Annotated in this window: 25 protein-coding genes and 2 riboswitches; of the genes, 9 read left to right on the forward strand and 16 right to left on the reverse strand. The window is 38.5% G+C overall.

Annotated features, from left to right (window positions below; translation table 11 throughout):
- Positions 1–15: 15 nt before the first annotated feature.
- Positions 16–828, reverse strand: coding sequence for a DUF368 domain-containing protein (locus GH715_RS14635; RefSeq protein WP_153835991.1), 813 nt, complete (start codon positions 826–828; stop codon positions 16–18).
- Positions 829–840: 12 nt separating this feature from the next.
- On the reverse strand, positions 841–1,986 hold the full coding sequence (locus GH715_RS14640; protein ID WP_153835990.1) for a CapA family protein: 1,146 nt from the start codon (positions 1,984–1,986) through the stop codon (positions 841–843).
- Between the two features lie 129 nt (positions 1,987–2,115).
- Here GH715_RS14640 and GH715_RS14645 point away from each other — a divergent pair, with 129 nt between their 5' ends.
- Positions 2,116–2,808, forward strand: a complete 693-nt coding sequence (locus GH715_RS14645; protein ID WP_153835989.1) for an ABC transporter ATP-binding protein — start codon at positions 2,116–2,118, stop codon at positions 2,806–2,808.
- Entirely contained in the window at positions 2,805–4,145 is a 1,341-nt protein-coding gene (locus GH715_RS14650; RefSeq protein ID WP_153835988.1) for an ABC transporter permease, read from the forward strand. The genes GH715_RS14645 and GH715_RS14650 overlap by 4 nt, the downstream gene beginning before the upstream one ends.
- 4 nt (positions 4,146–4,149) lie before the next feature.
- Here GH715_RS14650 and GH715_RS14655 read toward each other — a convergent pair whose 3' ends face one another.
- The 4 genes from GH715_RS14655 to GH715_RS14670 form a co-directional block, all read right to left on the reverse strand.
- Positions 4,150–4,428 (reverse strand): YkvA family protein, encoded by a 279-nt coding sequence (locus GH715_RS14655; RefSeq protein WP_153835987.1) that lies wholly within the window; start codon positions 4,426–4,428, stop codon positions 4,150–4,152.
- Between the two features lie 625 nt (positions 4,429–5,053).
- On the reverse strand, positions 5,054–6,880 hold the full coding sequence (gene typA / locus GH715_RS14660) for a translational GTPase TypA (protein ID WP_018932025.1): 1,827 nt from the start codon (positions 6,878–6,880) through the stop codon (positions 5,054–5,056).
- A gap of 217 nt (positions 6,881–7,097) precedes the next feature.
- Positions 7,098–8,456: a sensor histidine kinase gene (locus tag GH715_RS14665; RefSeq protein WP_153835986.1), complete on the reverse strand. Its 1,359-nt coding sequence runs from the start codon at positions 8,454–8,456 to the stop codon at positions 7,098–7,100.
- Positions 8,453–9,145, reverse strand: a complete 693-nt coding sequence (locus tag GH715_RS14670; protein ID WP_153835985.1) for a response regulator transcription factor — start codon at positions 9,143–9,145, stop codon at positions 8,453–8,455. The genes GH715_RS14665 and GH715_RS14670 overlap by 4 nt, the downstream gene beginning before the upstream one ends.
- 196 nt (positions 9,146–9,341) lie before the next feature.
- Here GH715_RS14670 and GH715_RS14675 point away from each other — a divergent pair, with 196 nt between their 5' ends.
- On the forward strand, positions 9,342–10,574 hold the full coding sequence (locus GH715_RS14675; protein WP_153835984.1) for a S1C family serine protease: 1,233 nt from the start codon (positions 9,342–9,344) through the stop codon (positions 10,572–10,574).
- A gap of 42 nt (positions 10,575–10,616) precedes the next feature.
- Here the strand turns inward: GH715_RS14675 and GH715_RS14680 are convergent, their stop codons facing one another.
- Positions 10,617–10,961 (reverse strand): TraR/DksA C4-type zinc finger protein, encoded by a 345-nt coding sequence (locus GH715_RS14680; RefSeq protein ID WP_153835983.1) that lies wholly within the window; start codon positions 10,959–10,961, stop codon positions 10,617–10,619.
- A 104-nt stretch (positions 10,962–11,065) separates the two neighbouring features.
- Between GH715_RS14680 and GH715_RS14685 the strand changes: the two genes are divergently transcribed.
- From GH715_RS14685 to GH715_RS14700, 4 genes are all read left to right on the forward strand, one after another.
- Positions 11,066–11,938, forward strand: a complete 873-nt coding sequence (locus GH715_RS14685) for an NAD(P)-dependent oxidoreductase (RefSeq protein WP_153835982.1) — start codon at positions 11,066–11,068, stop codon at positions 11,936–11,938.
- 68 nt (positions 11,939–12,006) lie between these two features.
- A riboswitch (cyclic di-AMP (ydaO/yuaA leader) is annotated at positions 12,007–12,165 on the forward strand.
- Positions 12,166–12,229: 64 nt separating this feature from the next.
- Positions 12,230–12,886, forward strand: a complete 657-nt coding sequence (locus GH715_RS14690; protein WP_153835981.1) for a potassium channel family protein — start codon at positions 12,230–12,232, stop codon at positions 12,884–12,886.
- Positions 12,887–13,047: 161 nt separating this feature from the next.
- Positions 13,048–14,028, forward strand: a complete 981-nt coding sequence (trhO, locus tag GH715_RS14695; RefSeq protein WP_153835980.1) for an oxygen-dependent tRNA uridine(34) hydroxylase TrhO — start codon at positions 13,048–13,050, stop codon at positions 14,026–14,028.
- Between the two features lie 118 nt (positions 14,029–14,146).
- Positions 14,147–14,620: a glutathione peroxidase gene (locus GH715_RS14700; protein WP_153835979.1), complete on the forward strand. Its 474-nt coding sequence runs from the start codon at positions 14,147–14,149 to the stop codon at positions 14,618–14,620.
- A 45-nt stretch (positions 14,621–14,665) separates the two neighbouring features.
- Here GH715_RS14700 and ribH read toward each other — a convergent pair whose 3' ends face one another.
- From ribH to ribD, 4 genes are read right to left on the reverse strand one after another with little or no spacing between them, the layout of a single operon-like run.
- Positions 14,666–15,133 carry a 6,7-dimethyl-8-ribityllumazine synthase gene (ribH, locus tag GH715_RS14705; RefSeq protein WP_153835978.1) on the reverse strand — a complete coding sequence of 156 codons (468 nt, stop codon included), beginning with the start codon at positions 15,131–15,133 and terminating at the stop codon, positions 14,666–14,668.
- Between the two features lies 1 nt (position 15,134).
- Positions 15,135–16,355, reverse strand: coding sequence for a bifunctional 3,4-dihydroxy-2-butanone-4-phosphate synthase/GTP cyclohydrolase II (locus tag GH715_RS14710; RefSeq protein ID WP_153835977.1), 1,221 nt, complete (start codon positions 16,353–16,355; stop codon positions 15,135–15,137).
- A 12-nt stretch (positions 16,356–16,367) separates the two neighbouring features.
- The gene (ribE, locus tag GH715_RS14715; protein WP_153835976.1) at positions 16,368–17,000 is read right to left on the reverse strand and encodes a riboflavin synthase; all 633 of its coding nucleotides are present in this window, start codon (positions 16,998–17,000) and stop codon (positions 16,368–16,370) included.
- Complete coding sequence (ribD, locus tag GH715_RS14720) at positions 17,000–18,088, reverse strand: bifunctional diaminohydroxyphosphoribosylaminopyrimidine deaminase/5-amino-6-(5-phosphoribosylamino)uracil reductase RibD (RefSeq protein WP_276208118.1); 1,089 nt, start codon at positions 18,086–18,088, stop codon at positions 17,000–17,002. Before ribD ends, ribE begins: the two co-directional genes overlap by 1 nt.
- Positions 18,089–18,246: 158 nt before the next feature.
- A riboswitch (FMN riboswitch) is annotated at positions 18,247–18,400 on the reverse strand.
- A gap of 116 nt (positions 18,401–18,516) precedes the next feature.
- On the opposite strand from ribD, the gene GH715_RS14725 reads away from it, so the two are divergent.
- Positions 18,517–18,723 carry a PspC domain-containing protein gene (locus GH715_RS14725; RefSeq protein ID WP_228760318.1) on the forward strand — a complete coding sequence of 69 codons (207 nt, stop codon included), beginning with the start codon at positions 18,517–18,519 and terminating at the stop codon, positions 18,721–18,723.
- Positions 18,720–19,625, forward strand: coding sequence for a nuclease-related domain-containing protein (locus GH715_RS14730; RefSeq protein WP_153835975.1), 906 nt, complete (start codon positions 18,720–18,722; stop codon positions 19,623–19,625). Before GH715_RS14725 ends, GH715_RS14730 begins: the two co-directional genes overlap by 4 nt.
- 290 nt (positions 19,626–19,915) lie before the next feature.
- On the opposite strand, the gene murB is transcribed toward GH715_RS14730, so the two are convergent.
- The 5 genes from murB to GH715_RS21365 form a co-directional block, all read right to left on the reverse strand.
- On the reverse strand, positions 19,916–20,818 hold the full coding sequence (murB, locus tag GH715_RS14735; RefSeq protein WP_153835974.1) for a UDP-N-acetylmuramate dehydrogenase: 903 nt from the start codon (positions 20,816–20,818) through the stop codon (positions 19,916–19,918).
- A 114-nt stretch (positions 20,819–20,932) separates the two neighbouring features.
- A complete protein-coding gene (argF, locus tag GH715_RS14740; RefSeq protein WP_163578681.1) occupies positions 20,933–21,868 on the reverse strand; it encodes an ornithine carbamoyltransferase in 936 nt (311 codons plus the stop codon).
- Entirely contained in the window at positions 21,865–25,101 is a 3,237-nt protein-coding gene (gene carB / locus GH715_RS14745; protein WP_153835973.1) for a carbamoyl-phosphate synthase (glutamine-hydrolyzing) large subunit, read from the reverse strand. The genes argF and carB overlap by 4 nt, the downstream gene beginning before the upstream one ends.
- Entirely contained in the window at positions 25,094–26,188 is a 1,095-nt protein-coding gene (locus GH715_RS14750; RefSeq protein ID WP_153835972.1) for a carbamoyl phosphate synthase small subunit, read from the reverse strand. The genes carB and GH715_RS14750 overlap by 8 nt, the downstream gene beginning before the upstream one ends.
- 460 nt (positions 26,189–26,648) lie before the next feature.
- Positions 26,649–26,890: hypothetical protein (locus GH715_RS21365; RefSeq protein WP_205601863.1), on the reverse strand; the 242-nt coding region annotated here is incomplete at its 5' end.

Below are 26,890 nucleotides of genomic sequence, written 5' to 3' on the forward strand. Positions count from 1 at the left end.
AAGCAACTATTCTGTTTAACGATATTCCACCCTGCCTAATAAATAGGCAAAAAGTAGACCACCTGCAAAAGTGATGATACACATAACTGTTGCTCCAACACTAGCTGGCCATCCTGGAAAAATAACAAATACAGATCCGATCACCATACCAATCACAAAAGCGTAAGTAGCAGTCGGAAATGTCATTAAAAAATATCGAATAATTTTACTCATTAATACAATGCCTAGTAAAATTCCTATACCAACTACCGCTATTACGAAGAAATTCAGACTATCTATTGCGTGAATTATTGTCGAGTATGATCCCAAAATTAACAACAGCATAGAACCACTGATTCCAGGTAAAATCATCGCTGCACTTGCTAGGAAGCCTGAACCAAATAACCAGAGGTATGTTGTTGTATGAAAAACGGTAACTGGTTCTGGTTCTCCCGTTTGAAAGAAGGCCATAGAGCCAACGATACAAGTACCAATTACCATTAAAATGATATGTTTTGCTCTAAAAGTGTTTCTAGCATTTGATTTTTGAAAGAGAAATGGCAAAACCCCGATAATTAAACCTAAGAAAGCAAATTGAGTCTGTTCAGGATAATGCGCAAACAACCACTTAATTACTTTAGCCAATAGAAAAATTGCTGCTAAAACGCCTACACCAAGCGGAATTAAAAACTTTAAATGTCTCTTATAATCCTTACTTAAAAATCCGTTTATTGCTTCGATTAATCGGTCATAAATACCCAATACAACAGCAATTGTACCACCACTAACACCTGGAACAACATCACTTGCTCCCATTAACATGCCACGATAAATATTTCGCCATTCCATTCCTCATTCTCCTTATTCTATAAACTCAAGATCCTCTATATTTTTTGAGAGATGCTCTTTAATCTCTGATAAATGATCTGATGCATCAGGTAATTGTTGCTCTGAGACATCCTTTAACGGTAATACTTGCAAGTCTGTGATCGTCTCATCAATGAGGTCAAATTGAACAAAAGTCGGTAAAAAAGACGGAGAATGCACCTTTACATTTGATCCATCTTTTGAAATGGAAAATTGTAAAATCCCACCGATCCTCCTGTATAGCTCATATTGACCTGAAAGGAAATTTCCTAACGAATAGGCGACCAACGTCTTGTTACCGTCTTTACCTTCTAGCCAATCAATCGGCTGCAGCACATGTGGGTGATGACCAATCACCACATGAACACCAAGATCTGCCGCAAATTGCGCTAGATCCTTTTGTTCCTGATTCGGCAGCCGCTGATATTCTTGTCCAAAATGATAACTCACGATCGTAACTTCCGCTAACTCTTCAGCTTCGGAAACATCTTTTTTAATTTGCTCATGATCAATTAAGTTGACTAAATATTCCTTCCCATCTGGAATCGGTATGCCATTCGTACCGTATGTATAACTTAAGAAAGCTACTGAAATACCTTCTTCTGTTTCTAAAACTCGTAATGTTTGTTGATCTTCCTCACTTTTGAAGCTTCCGGTATAAGGCATATCGATCTCCTCGTAATATGCAATCGCATTACGAATCGCTTCTTCCCCTCTATCTAGCGTATGATTATTGGCCATCGTTACGATATCAACACCAGCTTCTTGCAAATCATCTCCTAAATCAAAAGGGCTGTTAAATTGTGGATAGTCGGATAAACCAATTTCTTCTCCACCCATAATCGTTTCCTGGTTAGCCATTGTAATGTCTGGTGTCTTTAAATAGTCCTGTACAGGGTTGATCATCGACAGAAAATCATATTTTTCACCATTCCACGCATCATTATAAACTCGTTCATGAATTAGCAAATCTCCAATCGCAGCGATATCTATTTCATTTGTAGTGAAACGGATATCGGATTCTTTGTAAGATCTTTCTTTTTTATCCATATGGTGAAAGTGTCCCTGATATTCTTGGTGTCCTGCACAACCTGTAACCAATAATAGCAACAGCAAACAAATGGTACTAGCATGCTTCATACAAAAACTCCTCCAAGAAGACTCCCCTTATTTTAACATAAAAAAATAATATTTATTGCCAAAAAAATGAAGTAATGAAAGATTTTCATTCGTCAGTTACTAGTGAAAGGAAAAAAAGGAGGATGAAACATGATAGATGTAAGAGACATCAACCATACATTTTTATTAGGAAAAAAACAGAATGAAACAGCACTTCCAGTGTTAAAAAACATTTCATTTTCTGTAGATAAAGGGGAGATTCTGGCGATAACAGGTAAAAGCGGGTCTGGTAAATCGACCTTACTCAACATTATCGGCGGATTTATGAAACCAACTAGCGGATCGGTATGGATTAAGGAGATGAATGTAACCAATTTAAACGAAGGAGAATATGCGGATTTTCGATTAGAAAATATCGGTTTTATCTTTCAAAACTTTCAATTGATCCCAAGTATGACCGCCTTTGAAAATGTAGAACTACCTTTAGTGTTAAAAGGGCTGTCAGAGAAAGAAAGAAAAGAGAAGACCGAACAAACATTAGAACAAGTCGGCCTCTCCAATTACCATCATCATTATCCTAGCGAATTGTCTGGTGGTCAGCAGCAACGGGTAAGTATCGCACGAACACTCGTAATAGAACCACCTATCATTCTTGCTGATGAACCGACAGGTAGTTTAGACAGTGAAACGGAACAAGAAATCTTAGATTTGATTACCGGATTAAATCGGGACTTAGGCATTACCTTTTTAATGATTACACACGACGAAGAGGTTGCTCAAATTGCTTCGAAACAGATCCATATTCATGACGGTGAAATTGTAAAGGAGGAAGTTAGTGCATGACATTTAAAGATCAATGGCGGTTTGTCCGCAGTAATATGAAACGGAGTAAATCCAGAATATTTATGACGGTATTGGCAACCGCGATGGGGGTCGCGTTTTTAATTGTTTTAGCTTCTGTTGGTTTTGGTTTACATACAACCTTTATCGACGATATCATTCGCGATCGCTCGGTCACTCAAATGCAAATAGGGGGAATCGAAAAAGAAGATGGCTATGCACCGATTACGGATAAAGAAATAGAGGAACTTGAAAAAGTCGAAGGTATGAAAACTGTCACTAGACAACAAACATTAAGACAAACACCTCTATTTAACATGGATGGTTACAGCGGAAGTACGGAAACAGTCGTATCCCACTTCCCATCAGAATTAAAGGCAGGAATGGAACTTACTGATGGTAATTTACCGGAAGAGCCTTACGAAGCTGTAGTAGGCTCACATTTTTTAGAAAATCTTTATCCTGAAGATCTCTCAGCAGATGAAGAGATTTATGATGAAGAAGGTATGTTGAAAGAGGAATTTAAATATGACGGATCACTTATTGGTCAGGAAATTGAAATGGTAGTCGAGCAAAATGTAGATGGTGAAACGAAAGAGCATGAGATTACTTTAACCATTACTGGTATCGTTGAACCACCTGCTAGAGATTGGATGCAAGATAGACAAGTATATATATCGGATGATGTTTTAACTGAAGTAGAATCATTCACGGAAACATCTAGAGGAGCGATAGTTGATCCTAACTATCCTGAAGCTGAACAAGAAGTTACTGGTTATGATTATGTCTATGGATATGCTAATTCGTTGGGAGAAGTACAAGAGATTTCGGAGTATTTAACTGAAGAGAATTACTTAGTATATTCTGCAGCGAGCGAACTAGACCATTTAAATACCTTTTTTACGATCGCAAAAGCCGGACTGATTTTTATTGGAACGATTGCTATCATAATTGCATCGATTGGTATATATAATACGATGACAATGGCCGTTACCGAGAGAACTTCCGATATTGGCATTATGAAAGCAATTGGTGCCCACCCGAAAAAAATTAAGCAGATCTTTTTGCTTGAAAGTAGTTATATCGGTCTACTTGGGGCATTTATCGGTACTGTAGTAGCTTTTGTCATTAGCATTCTCTTAAACATTGGATTACCATTAATCATTGAATCTGCCTTTGAGCAGGAGTTACCTGAAGGATTCCAGTTTTCCAGTATCCCTCCTTCATTGATTGTTATTGCAGCTGTGATCTGTTTAATTGTAACGGTTCTTTCTGGCTTAAAGCCTGCTAAACGAGCTACACAAATTGATGTATTAAAAGCGATGAGAAGAGAGATATAGAGAGTTATTTACTCTCTATATCGTATTTTTTACGTAAACTATCAGGCGCCATCTTGACCATTTGCTGAAGAATCAATGTCGCAACCATAACATCATCAAATAAACCGAGTACTAACAAATAATCGGGTATTACATCAAACGGGAAAATGATATATCCGATGATGAGAATAAGTGATGCTAACTTTGCAGTCACTTTTACTTCTTTGGATAAGTAGAATTCCTTAAAGAAAGGAAACGATTTACGGAATTTGAATAGAAATTTGAAGCGTCTAAAAAAACGCATGATATCCCCTCTTTTCTTCGATTCCATCACCTAAAATATACCCCAATATCTAAGTTAAAAAACCTAGCACAATAGATGCGAACAGAATGGCGCTTCCGAGATATTTCCTTCTCTTCCCTGGATATAGCCGATTATCCTCGGAAGAAAAACTTTTTTCCTCGGAACAGGATGGCGCTTCCAGGGTATTTCCTTCTCTTCCCTGGATATAGCCGATTATCCCCGGAAGAGAAGACTGTTTCCTTGGAACAGGACGGCGCTTCCGGGGATATTTCCTTCCCTTCCCTGGATATAGCCGATTATCCCCGGAAGAGAAGACTTTTTCCTTGGAACAGGACGGCGCTTCCGGGGATATTTCCTTCCCTTCCCTGGATATAGCCGATTATCCCCGGAAGAGAAGACTTTTTCCTTGGAACAGGACGGCGCTTCCGGGGATATTTCCTTCCCTTCCCTGGATATAGCCGATTATCCCCGGAAGAGAAGACCTTTTCCTCGGAACAGAATGGCGCTTCCAGGGATATTTCCTTCCCTTCCTTGGATATAATCGTTTATCCGCGGAAGAAAGGACTTTGATATAAATGAAAACCCGTTTTGATAGCTATCAAAACGGGTTTTTCTTATTTATCCATTAACCTTTTTTCTTTGCTGCTTTTTCACGTTCGTTTTTGTTTAAGATCTTCTTACGTAAACGAACAGTTTCTGGAGTAACCTCACAATATTCATCGTCATTCAAGTATTGAATTGCTTCTTCTAATGACATTTTACGTGTTTTACGAATCGTTGCAGTTTGATCTTTCGTTGCAGAACGTACGTTGGTTAAGTGTTTTTCTTTGGTGATATTTACCGTTAGGTCATTCTCACGGTTATGTTCGCCAACTATCATTCCTGCATATACTTCTGTACCTGGCTCAACAAAAATGACACCACGGTCTTCTAGGTTCATGATACCATACGTAGATGCTTTGCCATTTTCTAGCGCTACTAGTACACCTTCGCGACGGCCGCCTACTTGCCCTTTTACAAGTGGAGCATATTCTTCGAACGTATGGTTGATAATTCCGTAACCACGTGTCTGTGTCATAAATTCTGTGGCATAACCGATTAATCCACGAGATGGCACTTTAAATTCCATACGAACTTGTCCAGTTCCATGATTTACCATATCGAGCATTTCACCTTTACGTGCACCTAGAGATTCCATAACTGGACCTGTATAATCTTCTGGTACGTCGATTTGGACACGTTCAACTGGTTCACATTGCTGACCGTCGATTTCTTTAATGATAACTTGCGGTTTAGAAAGCTGCAGTTCATAACCTTCACGACGCATATTCTCAACTAATATAGACAAGTGTAGTTCACCACGCCCCGATACGGTCCATGCATCTGGTGAATCAGTTGGGTCAACACGTAAACTTACATCTGTTTCTAATTGTGATAATAGACGTTCTTCGATTTGACGGGAGGTAATATATTTACCTTCTCTACCAGCAAAAGGACTGTTATTCACTACAAACGTCATTTGTAATGTCGGTTCGTCGATACGTAAAATCGGTAATGCTTCCTGATGTTCAGTCGGACAAACCGTTTCACCTACGTTAATATCCTCCATACCGGCAACCGCAATAATATCTCCCGCTGTTGCTTCTTCAATTTCGATTCGTTTCAAACCGATAAATCCAAATAATTTAGTTACACGGAAGTTTTTCACCGAACCATCAGTCTTCATCAGTGATACTTGCTGTCCTACTTTAATCGAGCCACGGAAGACACGGCCAACACCGATACGTCCTAAGTAGTCATTGTAATCAAGCATGGTGATCTGGAATTGCAGAGGCTCATCCGCATTATTAACAGGTGCAGGAATTTTTTCTAGGATCGTTTCAAAAATTGGCTCCATTGTTTCCTGTTGCTCTTCATCTGGATAACTGGATGTACCATTTAACGCAGAAGCATAAACAACCGGGAATTCTAATTGATCATCATCAGCACCAAGTTCAATAAATAAATCTAATACTTCATCAACAACTTCATCTGGACGCGCATTAGGTCTATCGATTTTGTTTAGTACAACAACTGGCTGCAATTTTTGTTCCAATGCTTTTTTTAGTACAAAACGGGTCTGTGGCATACATCCTTCATAAGCATCCACCACAAGCAATACCCCGTCCACCATTTTCATAATCCGCTCTACTTCACCACCGAAGTCAGCGTGTCCTGGTGTATCCAATATATTAATGCGTGTATCATTATAATTAATCGCAGTATTTTTCGCTAAAATCGTGATTCCACGTTCTTTTTCAATATCGTTGGAATCCATTGCACGCTCTTCCACTTGCTCATTTTCACGAAATGTTCCTGAGTAACGGAGTAACTGGTCAACTAACGTCGTTTTGCCATGGTCAACATGGGCAATAATCGCAATGTTGCGAAGTTCTTCTCTCAATTGCGTCATTTTATTCTCTCCTCTTAAAGATGCGTTCATCATATTATAAAGTGAGACTTCCATCTGCGGAAGCGACCCCACTGATGCTAAGCGAAACTTATCAGGTTGTTAGCTTATCTGATCCCCACTTAGCTTCTTCGATTTATTTCAACCTTAAAGTGGGGTTTTACGGACGATTAGCACCGTGACAACTTACCTAGTATATCATAATAGTCAGGAATTGTTATCAATAATCGTTATTTTTTTCAAATTCGGTAAATATAATCGTAAATCTTGCTCCACCATACGGCGCATTTTCTGCTTTAATTGATCCTCCTGACCGCTCGATAATCGCCCGTGCAATCGCTAAGCCAAGACCTGTTTCTCCACTCTCACCTTTGACAAAACGGTGAAATAACTTTTTCAATAGTTCTTCATCTATTCCTTCACCATCATCCGTAATTTGGATTTGAAATTGTTTATTCTCGGTAAACGCCGTCACTTCCACTTGGGTATCCGCATGTCGAATCGCATTTGTAATGATATTCATCACTGCTTGTAACATTTTTTCTCCATCAAACATAACTTCCACTTCATCGACTTGGTTTTGTTTAACTTGAATCTGTTTTTCGTTTGCGATCGGAATTGCTCTTTCCATAATTTGTTCCATAAATATTTTACTATTTACCCTTTCTGGTCGATAGATATCTGCTTCACTATCCAGTTTAGCTAGTAAAATAATTTCGTTAATTATTTTTTTCAGACGTTTAATTTCTGCTACCATCACTTGCAGACCACGTCTAGCTTCTTCTCCCTCAAATATTCCATCACGAATCCCCTCTGCATAACCTTGAATCGTCATTAATGGGGGTTTAAGTTCATGGCTAGCATTCTGGAAAAAGTGGTGCTGTGACTGAATAAAACTATTTAACTCATTTGCCATTTCAACAACACTTTGCTCGACCTCTTTGATTTCTCCAGTTGCTTTTACTTCTTCCATCTCATCAAATTTGCGTTTTTCGATTTTCTTTAATTGATGTTTGAGTTTCGTTAATGGTGTAACAAGTTTAGTTGTCAAATAATGACTAAGCAAAACAGCTACCGCAATTCCAATCAGGAAAATCAAAAACAATCGGTTCATCAAGCTTTTTTGTACGTCCTGCAAATCATCTAACGGTGTAAGTAATACTAAATGTTGAGTGGACAACGGAGACAAGATCGGAATTATTGATACCACATAATTATCATCTTTTCCCTGCCATAAAGGCTGTGTCCTACTGTCAAGATCATATTCCTGAATCCACGATTCAATCGTATTCATATTAGGAATCGAGGAAAAAACGATCCTTTCACTTGCTTCATCATACGCAAAGACTTGCAAATTATATTGCTCTAGCATTTGCAATAATCGTTGTACATTTGTCGTATTATTGAGATCTTCTGACAATATGAAATTGACGATCAATTCCCCTTTGTCCTCTAACTGGCGTTGCTCGTCCTTAATTAACATTTGGAGCATTTGTGAGTAAATCATAATACCAGTAACGGTCATGATCACCACTAGTAATGTTGTAAAAGCGATTGTTAATTGATATTGCAGCTTCATTGGTCGCCCTCATCATATTCTAGGCGGTACCCATATCCCCAAACGGTTTCAATCGGTAAACTATCCAGTTTTTTTCTTAGTCTTTTCACTAAATCATCCACTGCCCGATCACTCCCGAAGTAATCATCTCCCCAAACCAGTGTAAGTAATTCTTCTCTAGAAAAAGCTCGGTTTGGTTTTTGTGCAAAGATTTCTAACATCGCAAATTCTTTAGATGTTACATCGATTTCCTCTTTCTTCCAATGCACAATTCGTGCTGCTTTATCGATCTCCAATTCTCCCAATTCAATAACAGCTGTTGAATTAGATTGCTGAATTGGCAGCGCTTCTGCTCTTTTAAACAACCGCTTCACTCTCGCTACTAATTCCCGCGGGCTAAATGGCTTCGTTAAATAATCATCACTGCCAAGTTCTAAACCGAGAATTTTATCGACTTCCTCATCTTTTGCCGATATGATAATAATCGGTACTTCACTTACTTGTCGGATTTTTTTACATAATTCATAACCATCCATTCCTGGTAACATAATATCAAGAATCCACATATCAGGTTGTCCACTCTGAGCACGCTGCCATGCATCTTCCGCATTCTCCAAAAGGGTTACTTGAAATCCTCCCTTTATTAAATAAGCTTTTACGATATCTCTAATATTTGCATCATCTTCTACAATATAGATGTGTTGATTCATATTGCTTCACCTCTCCTATTGTACCCCTATTTACTTGCTCTTATTTTCGCACATTTACAAAGAAAAATTAAGCAACGAGCGATAAAATATTCCTTTTACACATTTTTTATACAATTATCCCATTAACATGCCGTATATAACGGGTATGATAAATAATAGAAGATACATTAAATTTCCTGCGAAAGGGTGATAATAAATGAATGAAGAATTCAATCAAGAACAAACAACAGAGCAAAATAAAAAAGGGAAAAAAGAGAAAAACACATTAGCTATGTTAATGAGCGGAGTTGCAGGTGGTGTAATTGCCGCACTGTTTACCGGTGGTATTTTCCTTAATATGATCAATGATGATCAAGCTACTTCTTCTGAAGACAACAATCAGAATGGTGAGCAAACTGAACAAACTTCAACAGAGGAAGCTGTACCGACAACTAATCTTGCTAATCAATCCTCTAACTCGATTGGCAGTGCAGTAGAAAAAGTATCTGATGCAGTAGTTGGTGTCTCCAACATTCAACAAATCAGCCTGTGGGAAGAATCTGATGCAGCTGGCACAGGATCAGGTGTGATTTATAAAAAGGATGACGAATATGCTTACGTCGTTACGAACAATCACGTTGTGGAGGGTGCTCAAGAAGTAGAAGTGATTCTCACAAATGGTGAACATGTTGCAGCTAACGTAATGGGAACAGATGCGTTAACCGATTTAGCTGTCCTTCGTATCCCTAGTGAGCAAGTTTCGACAGTTGCAGAATTGGGATCTTCAGATGATTTAACTGTAGGTGATACTGCAATTGCGATCGGTAACCCGCTCGGACAAGAGTTTGCTGGATCTGTAACACAAGGTATTATCAGTGGGTTGGATCGTTCAGTCGATGTCGACTTAAATAGAGACGGACAACCAGACTGGACCACAAACGTTATTCAAACAGATGCAGCAATTAACCCTGGTAACAGTGGTGGAGCCTTAATTAATACGAATGGGCAAGTGATTGGTATTAACTCCATGAAAATTGCCCAATCTACCGTAGAAGGAATTGGCTTTGCGATTCCGATTAATGATGCGAAACCAATTGTTGAACAACTTGAAACAGGAAACGAGGTTAAACGTCCATTTATCGGAATCAGTGCTGTTGATCTCTCAACTGTTCCTCAACGTCATATTCAGGAAACATTGCAATTAGATGAAAGTGTTGAAAAAGGTGTTGTCATCGCACAAGTTGAGCCAAATTCACCAGCCGAAGAAGCCGGTCTACAACAATATGATGTCGTGACAAAACTTAACGACAAAGATATCGAATCCATGTTAGATCTTAAGAAATATCTGTATAGCGAAACAGAAGTTGGTGAAGAAGTAACGATATCCTTCTATCGTGAAGGTAATCTACAAACTGCAACATTAGTTTTAAATGAACAAAAAGATATGTAATAAAGATGAAAACCCCAAGCATTTGAATACTTGGGGTTTTCTCTATTTTCCATGTTCAATACAATATCTCGTAGTTGGAATAGCCAACAAACGATCCTCATCAATAGGTTTTCCGCACTTCTCACAAAATGGATAGGTTTCGTTGACAATTGCTTCTAAAGCATGTTCTATCTCCGCTAACTCTTCCTGCAAGTGATGATCGATGCTTATATCTTTTTCCCTTTCAAAAAGCTCTGTTCCCATGTCTGCAGGATGGTTATCCTCAAATGTTGACAGTTCACCTACTGCTTCATCTAATGGATTATCTTTACTTAATTGTTCACGATGCAACTCTTCTTTTCTTTTTTCCAGGAGTTGTTTACAATGATCTAATACTTTTTGATTCATATTCACCCTCCCCTTATGCAACTATTCCCATTATCTCGTCTTTAAAAACAACCATTGGGAAACCGGCTATTTTTTGGTAAAGTAAAAGAAAAAGGAGGAGAAATATGACAACAACAATCGGGTTTATCGGTACTGGTGTAATGGGGAAAAGTATGGCAACACATTTAATTGAAGCTGGATATGAGGTTCATCTTTTTACACGAACGAAAGCTAAAGCTCAAGAACTTCTGGATGCCGGAGCAGTCTGGGAAGAATCGATTGCTTCTCTAGCCCAAAGGGTAAACGTCATCATTTCTATCGTAGGCTATCCTTACGATGTTGAAACCATTTACCTTGGTGAAGATGGTATTATTACACATGCACAACCTGGAACCTATTTAATTGATATGACTACCTCTGATCCTGTTCTTGCCGAAACAATCTCTCAAGCAGCTGAAAAGAAGGATCTGCACAGTTTAGATGCACCTGTATCCGGTGGTGATATCGGTGCTAAAAATGGCAAACTGACCATCATGGCTGGTGGCAAAGAAAAGGATTTTGAGGCAATGCGCCCCATCTTTGAAAAATTGGGTGAAAATATAGTCTTACAAGGACCTGCAGGGGCAGGGCAGCATACGAAAATGGCAAATCAAATTACAATAGCTTCCAATATGATTGGAGTATCAGAAGCAATTATGTATGCCAAAAAAGCTGGACTTGATCCAGTACGCGTTTTAAAAAGCATCTCAACTGGTGCAGCAGGCAGTTGGTCTCTGTCTAATTTGGCACCACGAATGATCAAAGGCGACAGCGATCCTGGTTTTTATATCAAACATTTTATTAAGGATATGAAGATTGCCTTAGCAAATGCGAAGAAAATGGGATTACAAACACCTGGATTGGCTTTGTCATTAGAATTATATGAAGAGTTAGCCGAAAAAGGGTTGGAAGACCGAGGAACGCAAGCATTGATTAAGTGGTTTGAAGGAAATCTATAACAAACTTTTTATCACAAACTTACTATTGACTAGCCAAATCTACAAGAGTATTGTATAGTTATCATTTTTATAAAACTACCCTTTAAGCATTACCATATGAGCGAGGAAATCATTTTTTTGATAAACTACATGTTTATCTTGGGATGAATCTTAACATACTTAGTGAAGAAGGGATACCTCATTCTCTAATCCGACAGCTAACCTCGTCAGCATTTGTGCGAAAGGGTTAATGAGATCATTGGCCATCTTATTAAGGGTGGTCTCTTTCTGTTTAAAAAAGGAGATACAATAATGAAAAAACAGTACGCAGTATTTGGACTAGGTCAATTTGGTGGAAATTTAGTTAAATCATTTGCTGAGTTAGGCGAAGATGTATTGGCAATTGATACAAATCCAAGCAAAGTAAAAAAATATTCCAAAATTGCAACACATGCGGTTCAAGCAAATGGCGTTGATGAAGCTTCCTTGAAAGAAATTGGCATTAGGAATTTTGACCATGCTTTTGTCTCGTTCGGAGAAAATATTGAAGCCAGTATCTTAACATCCTTATTGTTAAAAGATCTTGGAGTTCCTAGGGTATGGTCGAAAGCACAAAATGACTATCATCATAAAGTGTTAAGCAAAATTGGGGTCGATAGGGTTATCCAGCCAGAACGAGAAATGGCAAGACGTATCGCTCATCACACCGTATCTGACAATGTTATTGACTATATAGAGTTATCTGAAGATTACAGTATGGTAGAAGTCGTCGCCACTAACAAATTACATAATAAGTCTTTGGCTGAATTGAGTGTAAGAGAAAGATTCGGATGCACGATTGTCGGTATACACAGAGATAAAGAAATGATCGTAAGACCAGAAGCTGAAGAAAAAGTATTAAAAGAAGATCTTTTAATTGTGATGGGGCGTAACTCCGAAATTTATCGTTTTGAAAAAGAAGGAGTATAAGGCTTAATGAATGGTGTTAAAATCTGAACATATACTAGAACTAAAATGGATTGTGAAGTCAAGAAAAACATGTTAGAATATTGTCTTGCAAGATTATAAAAGTACAAACCAACCTAAAAACATTTATATCTTGCAAATATGAATTGATAGGTGGTAAAAAAATGGAGAACAAAGAAAAGTATCAAGTATTGTTGTATTATAAGTTTGTCACAATTGAAGACCCAGAAACATTTGCACAAGAACACTTAAAATTCTGTAAAGACTTAGGATTAAAAGGTCGCATTCTTGTAGCTGAAGAAGGTATTAATGGTACCGTTTCTGGAACTGTGGAACAAACTAATAAGTATATGGAAGCAATGCATAATGATCCAAAATTCAGTGACATGATGTTCAAAGTTGATGAGTCGGATGGACATGCCTTTAAGAAAATGCATTGTCGTCATCGTCCAGAGTTAGTAACACTTCGCTTAGGTGAAGAAGATGTTGACCCACGCGAAAAAAATGCTGACTTTTTGGATCCTAAAGAGTTTTATGAAGCAATGCAAGATGAAAACACTGTTATTTTAGATACAAGAAATGATTATGAATATGAACTAGGTCATTTCCGTGGTGCGATTAATCCTGATATTGAGACTTTCCGTGACTTACCTGAATGGATTGAGAATAACCGTGAAAAATTAGAAGGTAAGAAAATACTTATGTATTGTACTGGCGGAATTCGCTGTGAAAAATTCGGTGGTTGGATGAAAGAAAAAGGATTCGATGATGTCGCACAGCTTCACGGTGGAATTGTCACTTACGGAAAAGACCCCGAAGTACAAGGTGACTTATGGGACGGTCAACTTTATGTGTTTGATGAACGAATTTCAGTTCCAGTAAACCGCAAAGAACATGTTGTAGTTGGAAATGATTACTTTGATGGTGAACCTTGTGAACGCTATGTAAATTGCGCTAACCCTGACTGTAATAAACAAATTTTATGCTCCGAAGAGAATGAACATAAATATATGCGCGGATGTACACACGAATGCCGTGTTCACCCTCGCAATCTATATGTGGAAGAACACAATCTTTCTGAAGAAGAAATTCAAGCAAGATTGGATCACATCGCTGAAGAAGACGGCGTAATGCAAGAATCTTAATCAAATCACGAGGTTTAATCCTCGTGATTTTTTATTATACTTTTTTCGTCGTTGAAACAAGCTGTTCCTCGTAGTTACCAACTTAATATGCTATCCTTTTATATAGGAGGCGATTTAATTGGGATTGTTTGATTTTACAATTGAAACAGTTAAAGGTGAAGAAAAAACAGTTAACGATTATAAGGCAAAAGCGATGATTGTTGTAAATACCGCTAGTAAATGTGGCTTTACTCCCCAGTTTGATGGGCTACAAGAATTGTATAATAAATATAAGGATGACGGATTAGAAATTTTAGGATTTCCTTGTAACCAGTTTATGAATCAAGAGCCTGGCTCGAGTGAGGAAGCGGAAGAATATTGTCGCCTTAATTATGGAGTCAGCTTCCCGATGTTTGCAAAAATTGATGTACGAGGCAAAAATGCGCATCCTCTATTTCAGCACCTCACTAAAGAAGCACCTGGAATAATCTCAGATCAAATCAAATGGAATTTCACGAAATTCTTGATTGATGAGAATGGAAATGTCGTAAAACGCTATGCACCGAAGACTGAACCGAAAGAAATAGAAAAAGACCTAAAAGAATTACTGTAAAAATGTTAAGAGTGACAGTTTAGATTCAAACTGTCACTCTTCTAATTAACTAATCTCTCTTAATAAATTGGCCATTTCGATTGCAGAAATTGCCGCTTCTGCTCCTTTGTTTCCTGCTTTAGTACCAGCACGCTCGATTGCTTGCTCGATCGTATCTGTTGTTAACACACCGAAAATAACCGGAATACCAGCATCCATAGAAACACCTGCTACACCTTTTGATACTTCATTGCTAACATAATCAAAGTGTGGTGTAGAACCACGAATAACAGTACCTAATGTTACAACCGCATCATATTTTCCTGATTCGGCCATTTTTTTCGCTACTAACGGGATTTCAAATGCTCCTGGTACCCATGCTACATCGACATCATCTTCTGAAATACCGTGACGACGGAAAGCATCTTCTGCGCCACTTAACAGTTTACCTGTAATAAATTCATTAAATCTTCCTACAACAATCCCTACTTTTAAACCTGTACCTACTAGATTACCTTCAAATGTTTTTGTCATGTTAAATTCCTCCTCCATCTTGATTACCTTTTACATGTAATAAATGATCTAATTTTTCTACTTTTGTTTGTAAATATCTCTCATTATTTTTATTGGCCGGAATCTCAATTGCTTTTCTTCCTACTAATTCGAGTCCATACTCTTGAATACTTGAAAGCTTACGAGGATTATTCGTGAGTAAATGCAGCTTTCCAACTCCTAAATCTCTTAATATTTGAACACTGATCGCATAGTCTCTTAAATCGTCTGGAAAGCCCAACTGGTGATTCGCTTCCACCGTATCATAGCCTTCCTCCTGCAATTTATATGCTTTCATTTTGTTAATTAAGCCAATACCACGGCCTTCTTGACGCATATAGACGAGCACGCCTCGCCCTGTGTTTTGGATTTCCTCTAATGCTTTTTCTAATTGTGGTCCACAATCACAACGCTCCGAGCCGAAGACATCGCCGGTTAAACATTCAGAATGTACACGCACCAATGTCGGTTCTTGAGGATTTAATTCACCTTTATATAGTGCGACATGTTCCTGACCAGTGTATTTTTCTGTATAGGCAACAAGTTTAAAGTCACCATATGCAGTCGGTAAATTAATTTCTGTTTCTTTGACAATTAATTGGTCATAACGTTTGCGGTATTGGATTAATTCTTGAATCGAAATCATAGGCATGTTATGTTTGTCTGCCATTTTTTCTAAATCACGTTGGCGCGCCATTGTTCCATCTTCATTCATAATTTCGCAAATAACCGCCACAGGCTTTGAACCTGCTAAACGTGCTAAATCGATCGCCGCTTCGGTGTGACCTGTTCGTTCCAGTACTCCTGCTGTTTTTGCAATTAATGGAAAAACATGACCAGGTCGTTTAAAATCCTGTGCTGTCGTCGTATCATCGACTAATTTCTGAATCGTTAATGCGCGTTCCTGTGCACTTATTCCCGTATGTGTTGTATGATAATCAATACTGACAGTAAAGTTAGTACCGTGATCATCGGTATTTCGTGTCACCATTTCCCCTAACTGAAAACGGTCAGCGTAACTTTTGGTCATCGGTGCACAGATCAATCCGCGACCTTCCTTAGCCATAAAATTAATCACTTCTGAAGTCGTATGTTCTGCTAAGGCAATAAAATCCCCTTCATTTTCACGATCTTCATCATCCACAACGATAACAATTTCTCCTTTTTTTAATGCTTCTATAGCTGCTTCTACTGAGTGCTTCATCGCTACACCTCCTTAAAATCCGTATTGCTGTAATTTCTCTTCTGTAATACCTGTTGTTTGATTAGATGTTTGCAGGAGACGTTCCATATATTTTGCTAACATATCAAATTCAACATTTACTATGTCCCCTTGCTTTTTTGCTCCAAGGACAGTTGCTGTTTGTGTTTCTGGGATGAGTGAAATGGTAAATCCTTTCTCATCCACTCCAAAAACAGTAAGTGAAGTACCATCCACTGCGACCGAACCTTTCAGTGTAATATAACGTGTTTCAGGTACGGAAATGTAATAATACTTAGCGTTATCTTCCTGCCATGTGCGTTCAATCGTTCCAACTGCATCAACATGACCGGAGACAAAATGGCCACCAAATCTCCCATTGGCATGCATGGCACGTTCTAAATTAACTTCAGATTGTGAAGATAATTTCGATAGTGATGAGCCACGGAATGTTTCTGGAATGACATCAACGGCAAACCAATCAGATGCAAATTCAGTTACGGTCAAACAAACACCGTTGACAGAAATACTATCGCCTACCGAGACATCTTCTGTGACCTTTTTTCCATGTATTTTTAATTGTAAAGCTTGATTATTCTGCGTTATCGACGCTATTTTTCCCTTTTCCTCTACAATGCCAGTAAACATTAGGACTCCTCCTTCGGTTTTGCGATAAGCTTAAGGTCTGGACCAATTTGTTGGATTTCTATAAATTCTAGTTGTTGCGCTTCTTTCATCGCTATCGGTGATGCACCACCGATTACGGACTGTGCATCCTGCCCTCCTAATAGTTTTGGTGCAATATACCAATGGCATTCATCAAATAATCTTTCTCTGAGAAAAGCTTGATGTATAGTAGCGCCACCTTCTACATAAATGGACTGGACTTTTTCCTCTGCTAAGACTTCCATTAAATCGGTTAATGCAATTTTTTCAGTAGGCAATTGAATCACCTTGATATGTGGGTACGTTGTTGTAAATTGTGCTTTATCTGCTTGATTACCACATACCATCCAAGTTGGTGAATCAGTTTCAAATATATGATGATCGCCTGTCAGTGATAAATTGGTATCTAAAATAATGCGAATCGGACTTTTTCCGCCTTGGGGCAGTCGCGTTGTTAAACTGGGATTATCTTTTTCTACCGTTTGTCTCCCCACTAGGATTGCATCATGTTTATGCCGTTCTTTATGAACATCTTCTCTTGCTTCTGTCGACGTGATCCATTTACTATCACCTGTAGCAGTAGCAGTTTTACCATCCAATGTTGTCGCTGCTTTCAAAGTAATGAAGGGACGCTTTTTTTCTAAGTAATGAAAAAAGTGTTGGTTTATTCTTAAGGCACGCTGTTCTTGAATACCTATTTCTACTTCGATACCAACATTTTGTAAAATTTCTACACCTTTTCCTGCTACTTTAGGGTTTGGATCAAGACATGCAATATAGACCTTCTTTACTTCGCTTTTCACTAGGAGTTCTGCACATGGCGGTGTTTTACCGTAGTGAGCACAAGGTTCCAGCGTAACATAGACATCCGCTCCTTTTGCCTTCTCACCTGCTTGAGCAATGGCATGAACTTCTGCATGTGCCTCACCAGCTTTTAAATGGGTACCGACACCGAGTAATTCACCATTTTTCACGACTACCGCTCCAACTGAAGGATTCGGACTTGTTTGACCTATCGTTGCTTCAGCCAGATTGAGCGCAAGGTCCATCCATTCTTCATTCGTTCTCACTTGATCATCACCTTTTGTCGATAAAATCTAAAAAAGCCCTAGGAAATATACCTAGGGCTTGTGTATTTTAATTCACAGTAAAGAACTTGGTTTTGTGGTTACATCGCTATAGGGACACAAAAAAACTACTTTTCCCCATAGAAAAGTCACTACGTCACCAATTCCTTTTCCCATCCAGACTATTACTGTCGGCTTTGGATTTTCACCAAATCCACCTTCACATTTTTTCAAATGATCCGGGTCACGGACTAAAAAAGCATCTTTGCTTTTATCACCGTCGGTCGGGAATTACACCCTGCCCCAAAGGAATCTTAATCGCTTATTTTATTATGTAAATAGTATATAGAATTTTTCTTTTGAATGCAAAGTATCTGTTTTGTTAGTTTGTGGAAAAATGTGTTAATATGTAAAGGATAGGAGGTGATGACATGAGACGAAGACTGAGAAAGTCAGGTAGTGATCGATCTGTTCATGGTGTATGTGGTGGTATTGCTGAATATTTTGGTATATCATCCTTTCTGGTCCGTCTTCTTTTTCTTTTTGTAATGAGCGGGTTTTATTATTTATATCATTTTATCAAATATTCCCCCAGATTCGCCGAAAACTTTGTAATATCTGAAAGGAGTAGAATATGATTGTACGAGCATTGAAAAAACCATTTGAACTAAAAGTTTTTGAAGCTTTAGAATCCAGGATTACGTTTTCGAGCAAAGAGCTTAAATACTATCATAATCTAAAACAAGGTTATCAAGGGGAACAGCGATTCGAGCAAATATTGAAAAAAGATTTACATGACCACTTGCTAGTGCTCAGTGATTTAAGATTTGAAATAGGCACAACCACATTTCAAATTGATTCTATCATACTATCAGGTACCACTCTTTACTTCTTCGACGTTAAAAACTTTCCTGGCGACTATCAATATTTAGATAAACGGTTGTATAAGCTACCGGGTAAGGAAGTCAGTAACCCTTTGCTTCAACTGAAACGTAATGAAACATTGATGCGACAAGTCTTGCTAGAGCTTCATATTGATTTACCAATGGAATGTTTTGATGTTTTTATCAACCCCGAGTTTACCCTCTATCAAGCTCCATTGAATCAGCACTTTATTTTTCCTACACAAGTTCACAAATTCATCGACAACATGAACCACAAGCCTCCTGTAACATCACAACAACACAAGTTAGCACAACATCTGATCACTAGAGATATTGGAGATTATCCTCACCCCAGAATACCAACATTCGCATATAAAGAGTTAAAAAAGGGCTTGCGCTGCGTTAATTGTAATGATATCTCCATTAATATTAATGGGAGAAATTGCTTCTGTTCCAAGTGTGAGCATGAAGAATCAGTTGCTGATGCTCTCTTACGAAACATTAAAGAACTATGCTTACTATTTCCAGACCAGAAAATAACTACTAATCTTGTATATGAGTGGTGTGGTAAGGGTTATTCTAAAAAAAGTATAAAACGCTTTTTGGAAAGATATTTTAAAAGTGTTGGGAATCATAAATGGGTTTATTATGTATGATTACGGGTAAACACAAAAATTATTGTAGACAACTTTGTAGAAAATTTAACTATTGTGTCCATAAGATTAATTCTTATGGACACTTTTTTGCTTTTTTTAATTTTTTTGACCGTAAGATTGATTCTTATGGACACTTCCTAGAAGATTTTGTGTTTTTTGTCTATAAGAATGATTCTCACGGACACTTTTGTTGATTGTATAACAATTTTGTCTGTAAGATTGATTCTTATGGACATTTCTTTTGGAACTTTTTATTTTTTGTCCGTAAGATCAAAGGTTAAAACTCTACTTCAGTCTTCCCCCAATATCCTAACTTCCCGCTCTAGATCCACACCGAATTTTTCTTTTACTTCGCGTTGGACCATTTCGATTACAGAGATATAGTCAGTAGCTGTCGCATTGTTTTTGTTTACAATGAATCCTGCATGTTTTGTGGATACTTCTGCTCCGCCGACACCTTTTCCTTGTAATTCACTGTCTTGAATCAGCTTTCCAGCAAAGTATCCTGGTGGTCGCTTGAATACACTGCCGCAAGATGGGTATTCTAACGGTTGCTTGGATTCTCGTTTGTAGGTTAAATCGTCCATCACTGCTTTGATTTCATGGTAATCACCGATTTCTAAGCTAAAGGTCGCTTCTAATACAATATAGCCTTTTTCAGCAATATTACTTGTACGGTATGCTAAGTCAAAAGCGTCAGCCGAAAAGCGATGTACGTCTCCGGCAGAATCAACAACAAGGGCGCTTTCTAAGCAATCTTTCACCTCTCCACCATAGGCACCGGCATTCATATATAATGCACCGCCTACTGTTCCAGGAATTCCGCAGGCAAACTCTAATCCGGTTAAATGTTCTCTCAAAGCAAATCGTGATGCATCGATTATACGAGCTCCACTCTCTGCAATCACTTTATTCCCTTCTCTTTTAATACCTGTAAATTTTTTTAAACTTAAGACAATTCCTCGTATTCCACCATCTCTTACGATTACATTGGAACCATTGCCCAACAATGTAAAAGGGACCTCTGTTTTTTTAGCATAGCGGATGATTTCTTGAACTTCTTCGACAGTAGAAGGTGTTACAAAGAAGTCAGCTTTTCCACCTAACTTCGTATAGGTATGATTCTTTAATTGTTCATCTATCAAAATATGTTCTGGATTTATAATATTTCGTAACTCTTTTAAGATACTCATGTGCGATCAATCCTTTAATTTTCTATTGTGTAATGCCACACAATTAATCTTTATTATAGCAATAACAAAATATGAACTGCAAACATGAAAAAACTAGATCTCTAAAAAAGAGATCTAGCCCATCAATGCAACCATTAATGCTTTTTGTGCATGTAATCTGTTTTCCGCTTCTTGAAAAACAACTGATTGTGGTCCATCAATAATTTCTGCGGTTACTTCTTCCTCTCTGTGTGCTGGTAAACAATGCATAAAAATGGCATCCTGCTTGGCATGGGAGAACAATTCTTTATTCACTTGATAATGGGTAAAAGCTTTCTCACGTTCTTTTTGTTCTGCTTCTTGCCCCATGCTTGCCCATACATCGGAATATATTATATCCGCATCCTTCACAGCTTCTACAACATCTTCGGTTACCAATACTTCACTACCATCTGCAAAAGACTGTGCTTGCTCCACAATCTCATTATGAGGCTGATAGCCCTTCGGTGCCGCAACAGCAACATCCAAGCCCATCTTTGCACAACCGATCATTAAAGAATGAGCCATATTGTTACCATCACCAATATAAGCAAGCTTTAAGCCTTCCAGTTTCCCCTTTTCCTCTTTAATAGTTTGCAAATCAGCTAATACTTGGCAAGGGTGATAATCATCCGTTAAGCCATTTATCACAGGAATGGAGGCATTCTTTGCTAAATCTACAACGTCTTGTTGCGAAAAGGTTCGAATCATTATCCCGTCTAAATAGCCGGACAATACTTTAGCCGTATCGGAAATCGGCTCGCCTCTACCTAATTGGATATCATTAGAACTTAAAAATAAACCCATTCCACCTAGCTGATAAATCCCTGTTTCAAATGATACACGGGTACGAGTGGATGATTTTTCAAAAATCATCCCTAGTGTTTTTCCTTTTAACGGTTGATACAACTCACCGTTTTTCTGTTTTTCTTTGATCTGTACTGCCAACTCTAATATATATGCTATTTCAGCTTTGGAATAATCTGCAAGTGTCAGGAGGTCTTTCCCCTTTAATTGTTCTTTTATACTCACGGCATCGCACGCTCCTTTTTGTTTAAGTCGAGTTTATTGCTACGGTGATTCTGGATAGATCTCGGTGATTCAAGTTCTGTCCTAGTTGCTGCGATATAAGCACTTAACGTGTCAATCGCCGTAAAATGTAATGTATCGGAACGTAATGCTGCCTCGCGTAATGAAACATGCTGATCTTTTTCACCAGTACGGTGTGTATCGGCAATAAAAGCATACTTCTCGTCTAAACATTTTTGTTGTGCTTCTTCAAGTTTTGTGATCGTATTAACTTGGATACCATGTTGCGTTAATAGTGCTGCGGTTTCCTCATCAGCTTCAATAGCTGCTTTTATAGCATTCAATTGTTCCTGAAGTTTTTCATCTATTTTAGCAAGCGATAAGAAAATGGTATCTTGTTCATGTAATGCTTTCAGGCAATCTTCTTTCCAGCCAAACGCTTTTGCCATTGCCTGTTCCACCGTTGAACCAATTCCGATCGCTTCTCCGGTTGATTTCATTTCAGGCCCTAGAGTCGGGTCCAATCCTGGTAACTTGTTATTAGAGAATATCGGCATTTTTACTGCATAATAAGGTACTTCTTGATGGAGACCAAGCTTCCATTCTTGATCGCTCAACGGTTCTCCCATTTGTACACGAGTCGCCAAATCCACCATTGGAACCCCCGTAACCTTACTTGCAATTGGCACGGTCCGCGAAGCACGCGGGTTTACTTCTAATACATAAATCGTTTTTCGGTCTTCACTTAAAACAAATTGGATATTCATAATCCCTTTGACACTTAATTCTTGAGAAATCTTTTGTGCATATATTTCAATCGTTTGTTTATGTTCTTCGGTCAAAGTCGGTGCCGGGAAAATAGCCACACTATCACCAGAGTGCACCCCTGCTTTTTCCACATGTTCAAAAATACCCGGAATTAATACATCTGATCCATCACAAATTGCATCAATTTCTACTTCATATCCCTCAATGTAACGATCAATTAATAATGGAAAAATCCGATTATCATGTGCTTTCGCCTGTAAATCAGCTAAATATTCTACAAGTTGATTTTCATTATGCAAAATCACCATACCCTGACCACCAATAACATAGGATGGACGCATTAAAATTGGATAGCCGATTTCTCTAGCGACTGCTTTAGCATCCTCTACTGCCACTACAGTGTCACCTGGAATATGTGGAATATTTAATCGTTGTAAAAGTTGATAAAATAAGTCACGATCTTCTACAGCTTCAATAGCTTCCAGTGCGGTACCAGCAATCTTAACACCTGCTTTTTGTAAACCGTTCGCTAGATTAATCGCGGTTTGACCTCCGAATTGAACCAAGACACCTTGAGCATTTTCCTTTTCAATGACATGTAACACATCTTCAACAGTTAATGGCTCAAAATAAAGATGATCTGCTGTGTTAAAGTCGGTACTTACGGTTTCGGGATTGTTGTTAATGACAACCGCATCAATACCTTGGCCTTGCAAAGACTTAGCAGCATGAACAGAGCAATAGTCGAATTCCACGCCTTGACCAATACGAATTGGACCAGAGCCTAGCACAACCATCCGTTTATCTCCATCCAACGATTCTACCTCATCCCATTCATTCCAGGAGCTGTAGAAGTACGGTGTTTCTGCTGAAAATTCAGCAGCACAAGTATCAACCATTTTATAGGAAGGTGCCAGTTTTTCTGCTTTTATTTTCTGTTGAATCTTTGCTACGTCGACATGAAGCAGCTTAGCTAACGTAAGATCAGAAATACCAAAAGCTTTCGCATCTTTCAAATCTTGTTTCATTATCGACTCCCAATCTTTCGTTGCTATTTCTTTTTCCTTTGCAATCATTGCTTCTAACTCATACAAAAAGTAATTGTTAATCGCTGTAATGTCGTGGATCTCCTCCACTGTCATTCCCCTGCGTAAACCTTCTGCAACCACAAATAACCGCTCATCTGTCGCTTTATCTAGCGCGGTATGTAGTTCCTGTTCAGACAACTTTTCTATACCAGGTAAATGTAATGAATCGAGTCCAATTTCTAGTGAGCGAATCGCCTTATTGATTGCCATTGGAAAGTTACGTGCTAGCGCCATCACTTCACCTGTTGCCTTCATTTGCGTACCTAAGAGACGGTCGGCTCCAGTAAATTTATCGAATGGCCAGCGTGGGATTTTGGCTGCAATGTAATCAATCGCTGGCTCAAAGCTTGCATACGTATCTCCTGTAATCGGGTTAATCACCTCATCCAAGTAGTAACCTAGTGCTACTTTTGCCGCGATTCGTGCAATCGGATATCCAGTTGCTTTCGACGCTAACGCGCTGGAACGACTTACTCGCGGGTTTACTTCAATAATGATATAGTCATCATTCTCCGGGTTCAGGGCAAATTGGATATTGCATCCACCAATAACACCTAACTCGCGGATAACCCTTACTGATGAAGTACGAAGCATTTGATATTGCCGATCTGTTAACGTTTGAGATGGTGCGACAACAATACTGTCTCCGGTATGGACTCCAACGGGATCAAAGTTCTCCATGTTACATACGATGATGCAAGTATCGTTGGAATCACGCATTACCTCATACTCAATTTCCTTCCATCCTTTCACACTTTGCTCAATCAAAACTTGACTGATCGGACTATAGTGAAGCCCGTTTTTTACGATAGTACGTAATTCCGCTTCATTATTGGCAATACCCCCACCAGCACCACCTAATGTGTATGCAGGACGTACGATCATCGGATAGCCAACTTTATCAGCAAAACGAACAGCTTCGTCAACAGAAGAAGTGGAAAGACTCTCTGCAATTGGTTCGTCAATATCTTTCATCATCGCTTTAAAGATCTCACGGTCTTCCCCTTTTTGAATCGTTTCAAGCGGTGTACCTAATAATGTAACATCGTATTTTTCCAACACACCCGCTTCATCTAATAAAACGGCCATGTTAAGACCTGTCTGCCCACCTAAAGTAGGCAAAATACCATCAGGTCTTTCTTTTTCAATAATTTTTGTGATCGACTCACAAGTTAATGGTTCCAAATATACTTTGTCTGCTATATTTTCGTCCGTCATGATTGTAGCAGGATTGTTATTAACCAAAATTACTTCTACGCCATCTTCTTGTAAAGCAAGACATGCTTGGGTACCAGCGTAATCGAATTCGGCTGCCTGCCCAATCACGATTGGACCGGAGCCGATTACGAGTACTTTCTTTATGTCGTCTTTCTTAGGCATGCTGTTTCTCTCCCTTAGTAATAAACTGCTGAATAAAATCTACGAATAAATGATGAGTATCGATCGGACCAGGATGTGCCTCAGGGTGAAATTGCACCGTCATTAAAGGCTTCTTTTTATGTTTTAAACCTTCCACTGACTTATCATTAACATTCACGTGTGAAACGTACCAATTTTTCATATTTACAGAGTCATAGTCAACTACATAACCATGATTTTGCGATGTAATCATTACTTTACCAGTCTGTAAGTCTTTCACTGGATGGTTACTGCCTCTGTGTCCATATGGTAAACGTTTAGTCGTTGCGCCATGTGCCAGTGCAATTAGCTGATGGCCAAGACAAATCCCCATTGTCGGAAAGCTTTCCGATATTTGTTTAATGTTTTCCGATAAATGTGCCAATGCTTGTGGATCACCAGGGCCATTGGATAATAATACACCATCTGGATCCAATGATTGAATCTCGACAAAAGTGGTATTATAAGGCACAACAGTAACGTCACACCCCAACTCTAATAATGATTTAGCGATGGAATGCTTATAACCAAAATCCATTACGACCACATGTGGTGCTGGATGATTTATCGACGTTTCTGTGCTGTAACTCTTTTTTTCTTTAACAGATACCGTGGAAACAATATTTGAATTAACGGTAGTATGGACAGGTTTTTCGTTAGGATTCTGGGTTATCTTGCCATACACTTCTCCGTGTTCACGGATAATACGTGTCAGTGCTCTTGTATCAATATGAGAAAGTGCTGGAATATCGTGCTCCTCCAACATTTCCATTAGTGTATTTTTAGATTCATAATGTTCTGGGTTATGACTAGGTGTTGAGATAATAAAACCTTTCAGAGATGGTTTAATACTTTCATAATCGATTTCGTTCCAGCCATAGTTTCCGATTAACGGATAGGTCATGGTAACGATTTGACCTGCATATGATGGGTCTGTCATCACTTCCTGATAACCAGTCATCGCTGTATTAAATACAAGTTCCCCTTCTACTTCCTTATGTGTTCCAAGCCACTTACCTTCTAAGACATCCCCCGTATTTAAAACAAGATAACCTGTAGTTTCTGACATTGTGCTCCTCCTCCAATATCTAGCAATATATGATCTCAATTCCCATTAGCTTCTCATCTTTAGTTGTTTATAATTATACTATATTATTTATATTTATGCATTAATTTTTTGAAATTTTTGAAGATCATTTTATCTTTGTTAAGAAAAACTGAGCAAAATTCGCTCAGCACTTATGACTAAAAAGCTAAAGGTTTACCATTTCTCTAGCATCCATTTTGAAATATTTGAACAGCCTTACCACCACTCCGGCTGCCCACTTTCCTTTCCGTGGGGTTTGGCCTTCAGCTAACTTTTTCGAACCAAAACCGCTCGAAAAAGTGGATCTTCAGGTCAAACAGTTTCCACAGGAGTGAAAGTGGGCGGCCTTCGCTAAATTCTGCTCTACAACACTAGCATGAAATAACATTGCTGCTTTTATACTTATGGATAGCGATTCTTGCTCTTATCTATTTTATAAAAGTCAACCTATTACTTCTGACAAGAAATGTTGCACCTTCTCATAGCGGAGACTAATTACGTAAACTCCTGTGAGAATAGCGCGAGCCGAAAATCCACTTTGTAAAGTGCTCTTCTTTGCAAAGTTAGTTAAGGCGGTTGCCCACGGAAAGTAATTAGTCGGAGCGTTGATTTCTTTCCATATAAGAAAAAAACGCAACTGAAAAGTGATATGCTCCCTTCTAAGTAGACAGATTAAAAAATAAA

This window comes from Gracilibacillus thailandensis (assembly GCF_010994055.1).
Classification (GTDB): Bacteria; Bacillota; Bacilli; order Bacillales; family Amphibacillaceae; genus Gracilibacillus; species Gracilibacillus lacisalsi.

What these genes read in the sequence shown, in the direction of transcription:
- GH715_RS14635 (WP_153835991.1), bottom strand. Translation starts at nt 828, where the DNA reads ATGGAATGGCGAAATATTTATCGTGGCATGTTAATGGGAGCAAGTGAT.
- GH715_RS14640 (WP_153835990.1), bottom strand. Translation starts at nt 1,986, where the DNA reads ATGAAGCATGCTAGTACCATTTGTTTGCTGTTGCTATTATTGGTTACA.
- GH715_RS14645 (WP_153835989.1), top strand. Translation starts at nt 2,116, where the DNA reads ATGATAGATGTAAGAGACATCAACCATACATTTTTATTAGGAAAAAAA.
- GH715_RS14650 (WP_153835988.1), top strand. Translation starts at nt 2,805, where the DNA reads ATGACATTTAAAGATCAATGGCGGTTTGTCCGCAGTAATATGAAACGG.
- GH715_RS14655 (WP_153835987.1), bottom strand. Translation starts at nt 4,428, where the DNA reads ATGCGTTTTTTTAGACGCTTCAAATTTCTATTCAAATTCCGTAAATCG.
- typA (WP_018932025.1), bottom strand. Translation starts at nt 6,880, where the DNA reads ATGACGCAATTGAGAGAAGAACTTCGCAACATTGCGATTATTGCCCAT.
- GH715_RS14665 (WP_153835986.1), bottom strand. Translation starts at nt 8,456, where the DNA reads ATGAAGCTGCAATATCAATTAACAATCGCTTTTACAACATTACTAGTG.
- GH715_RS14670 (WP_153835985.1), bottom strand. Translation starts at nt 9,145, where the DNA reads ATGAATCAACACATCTATATTGTAGAAGATGATGCAAATATTAGAGAT.
- GH715_RS14675 (WP_153835984.1), top strand. Translation starts at nt 9,342, where the DNA reads ATGAATGAAGAATTCAATCAAGAACAAACAACAGAGCAAAATAAAAAA.
- GH715_RS14680 (WP_153835983.1), bottom strand. Translation starts at nt 10,961, where the DNA reads ATGAATCAAAAAGTATTAGATCATTGTAAACAACTCCTGGAAAAAAGA.
- GH715_RS14685 (WP_153835982.1), top strand. Translation starts at nt 11,066, where the DNA reads ATGACAACAACAATCGGGTTTATCGGTACTGGTGTAATGGGGAAAAGT.
- GH715_RS14690 (WP_153835981.1), top strand. Translation starts at nt 12,230, where the DNA reads ATGAAAAAACAGTACGCAGTATTTGGACTAGGTCAATTTGGTGGAAAT.
- trhO (WP_153835980.1), top strand. Translation starts at nt 13,048, where the DNA reads ATGGAGAACAAAGAAAAGTATCAAGTATTGTTGTATTATAAGTTTGTC.
- ribH (WP_153835978.1), bottom strand. Translation starts at nt 15,133, where the DNA reads ATGACAAAAACATTTGAAGGTAATCTAGTAGGTACAGGTTTAAAAGTA.
- GH715_RS14710 (WP_153835977.1), bottom strand. Translation starts at nt 16,355, where the DNA reads ATGAAGCACTCAGTAGAAGCAGCTATAGAAGCATTAAAAAAAGGAGAA.
- ribE (WP_153835976.1), bottom strand. Translation starts at nt 17,000, where the DNA reads ATGTTTACTGGCATTGTAGAGGAAAAGGGAAAAATAGCGTCGATAACG.
- GH715_RS14725 (WP_228760318.1), top strand. Translation starts at nt 18,517, where the DNA reads ATGAGACGAAGACTGAGAAAGTCAGGTAGTGATCGATCTGTTCATGGT.
- GH715_RS14730 (WP_153835975.1), top strand. Translation starts at nt 18,720, where the DNA reads ATGATTGTACGAGCATTGAAAAAACCATTTGAACTAAAAGTTTTTGAA.
- murB (WP_153835974.1), bottom strand. Translation starts at nt 20,818, where the DNA reads ATGAGTATCTTAAAAGAGTTACGAAATATTATAAATCCAGAACATATT.
- carB (WP_153835973.1), bottom strand. Translation starts at nt 25,101, where the DNA reads ATGCCTAAGAAAGACGACATAAAGAAAGTACTCGTAATCGGCTCCGGT.
- GH715_RS14750 (WP_153835972.1), bottom strand. Translation starts at nt 26,188, where the DNA reads ATGTCAGAAACTACAGGTTATCTTGTTTTAAATACGGGGGATGTCTTA.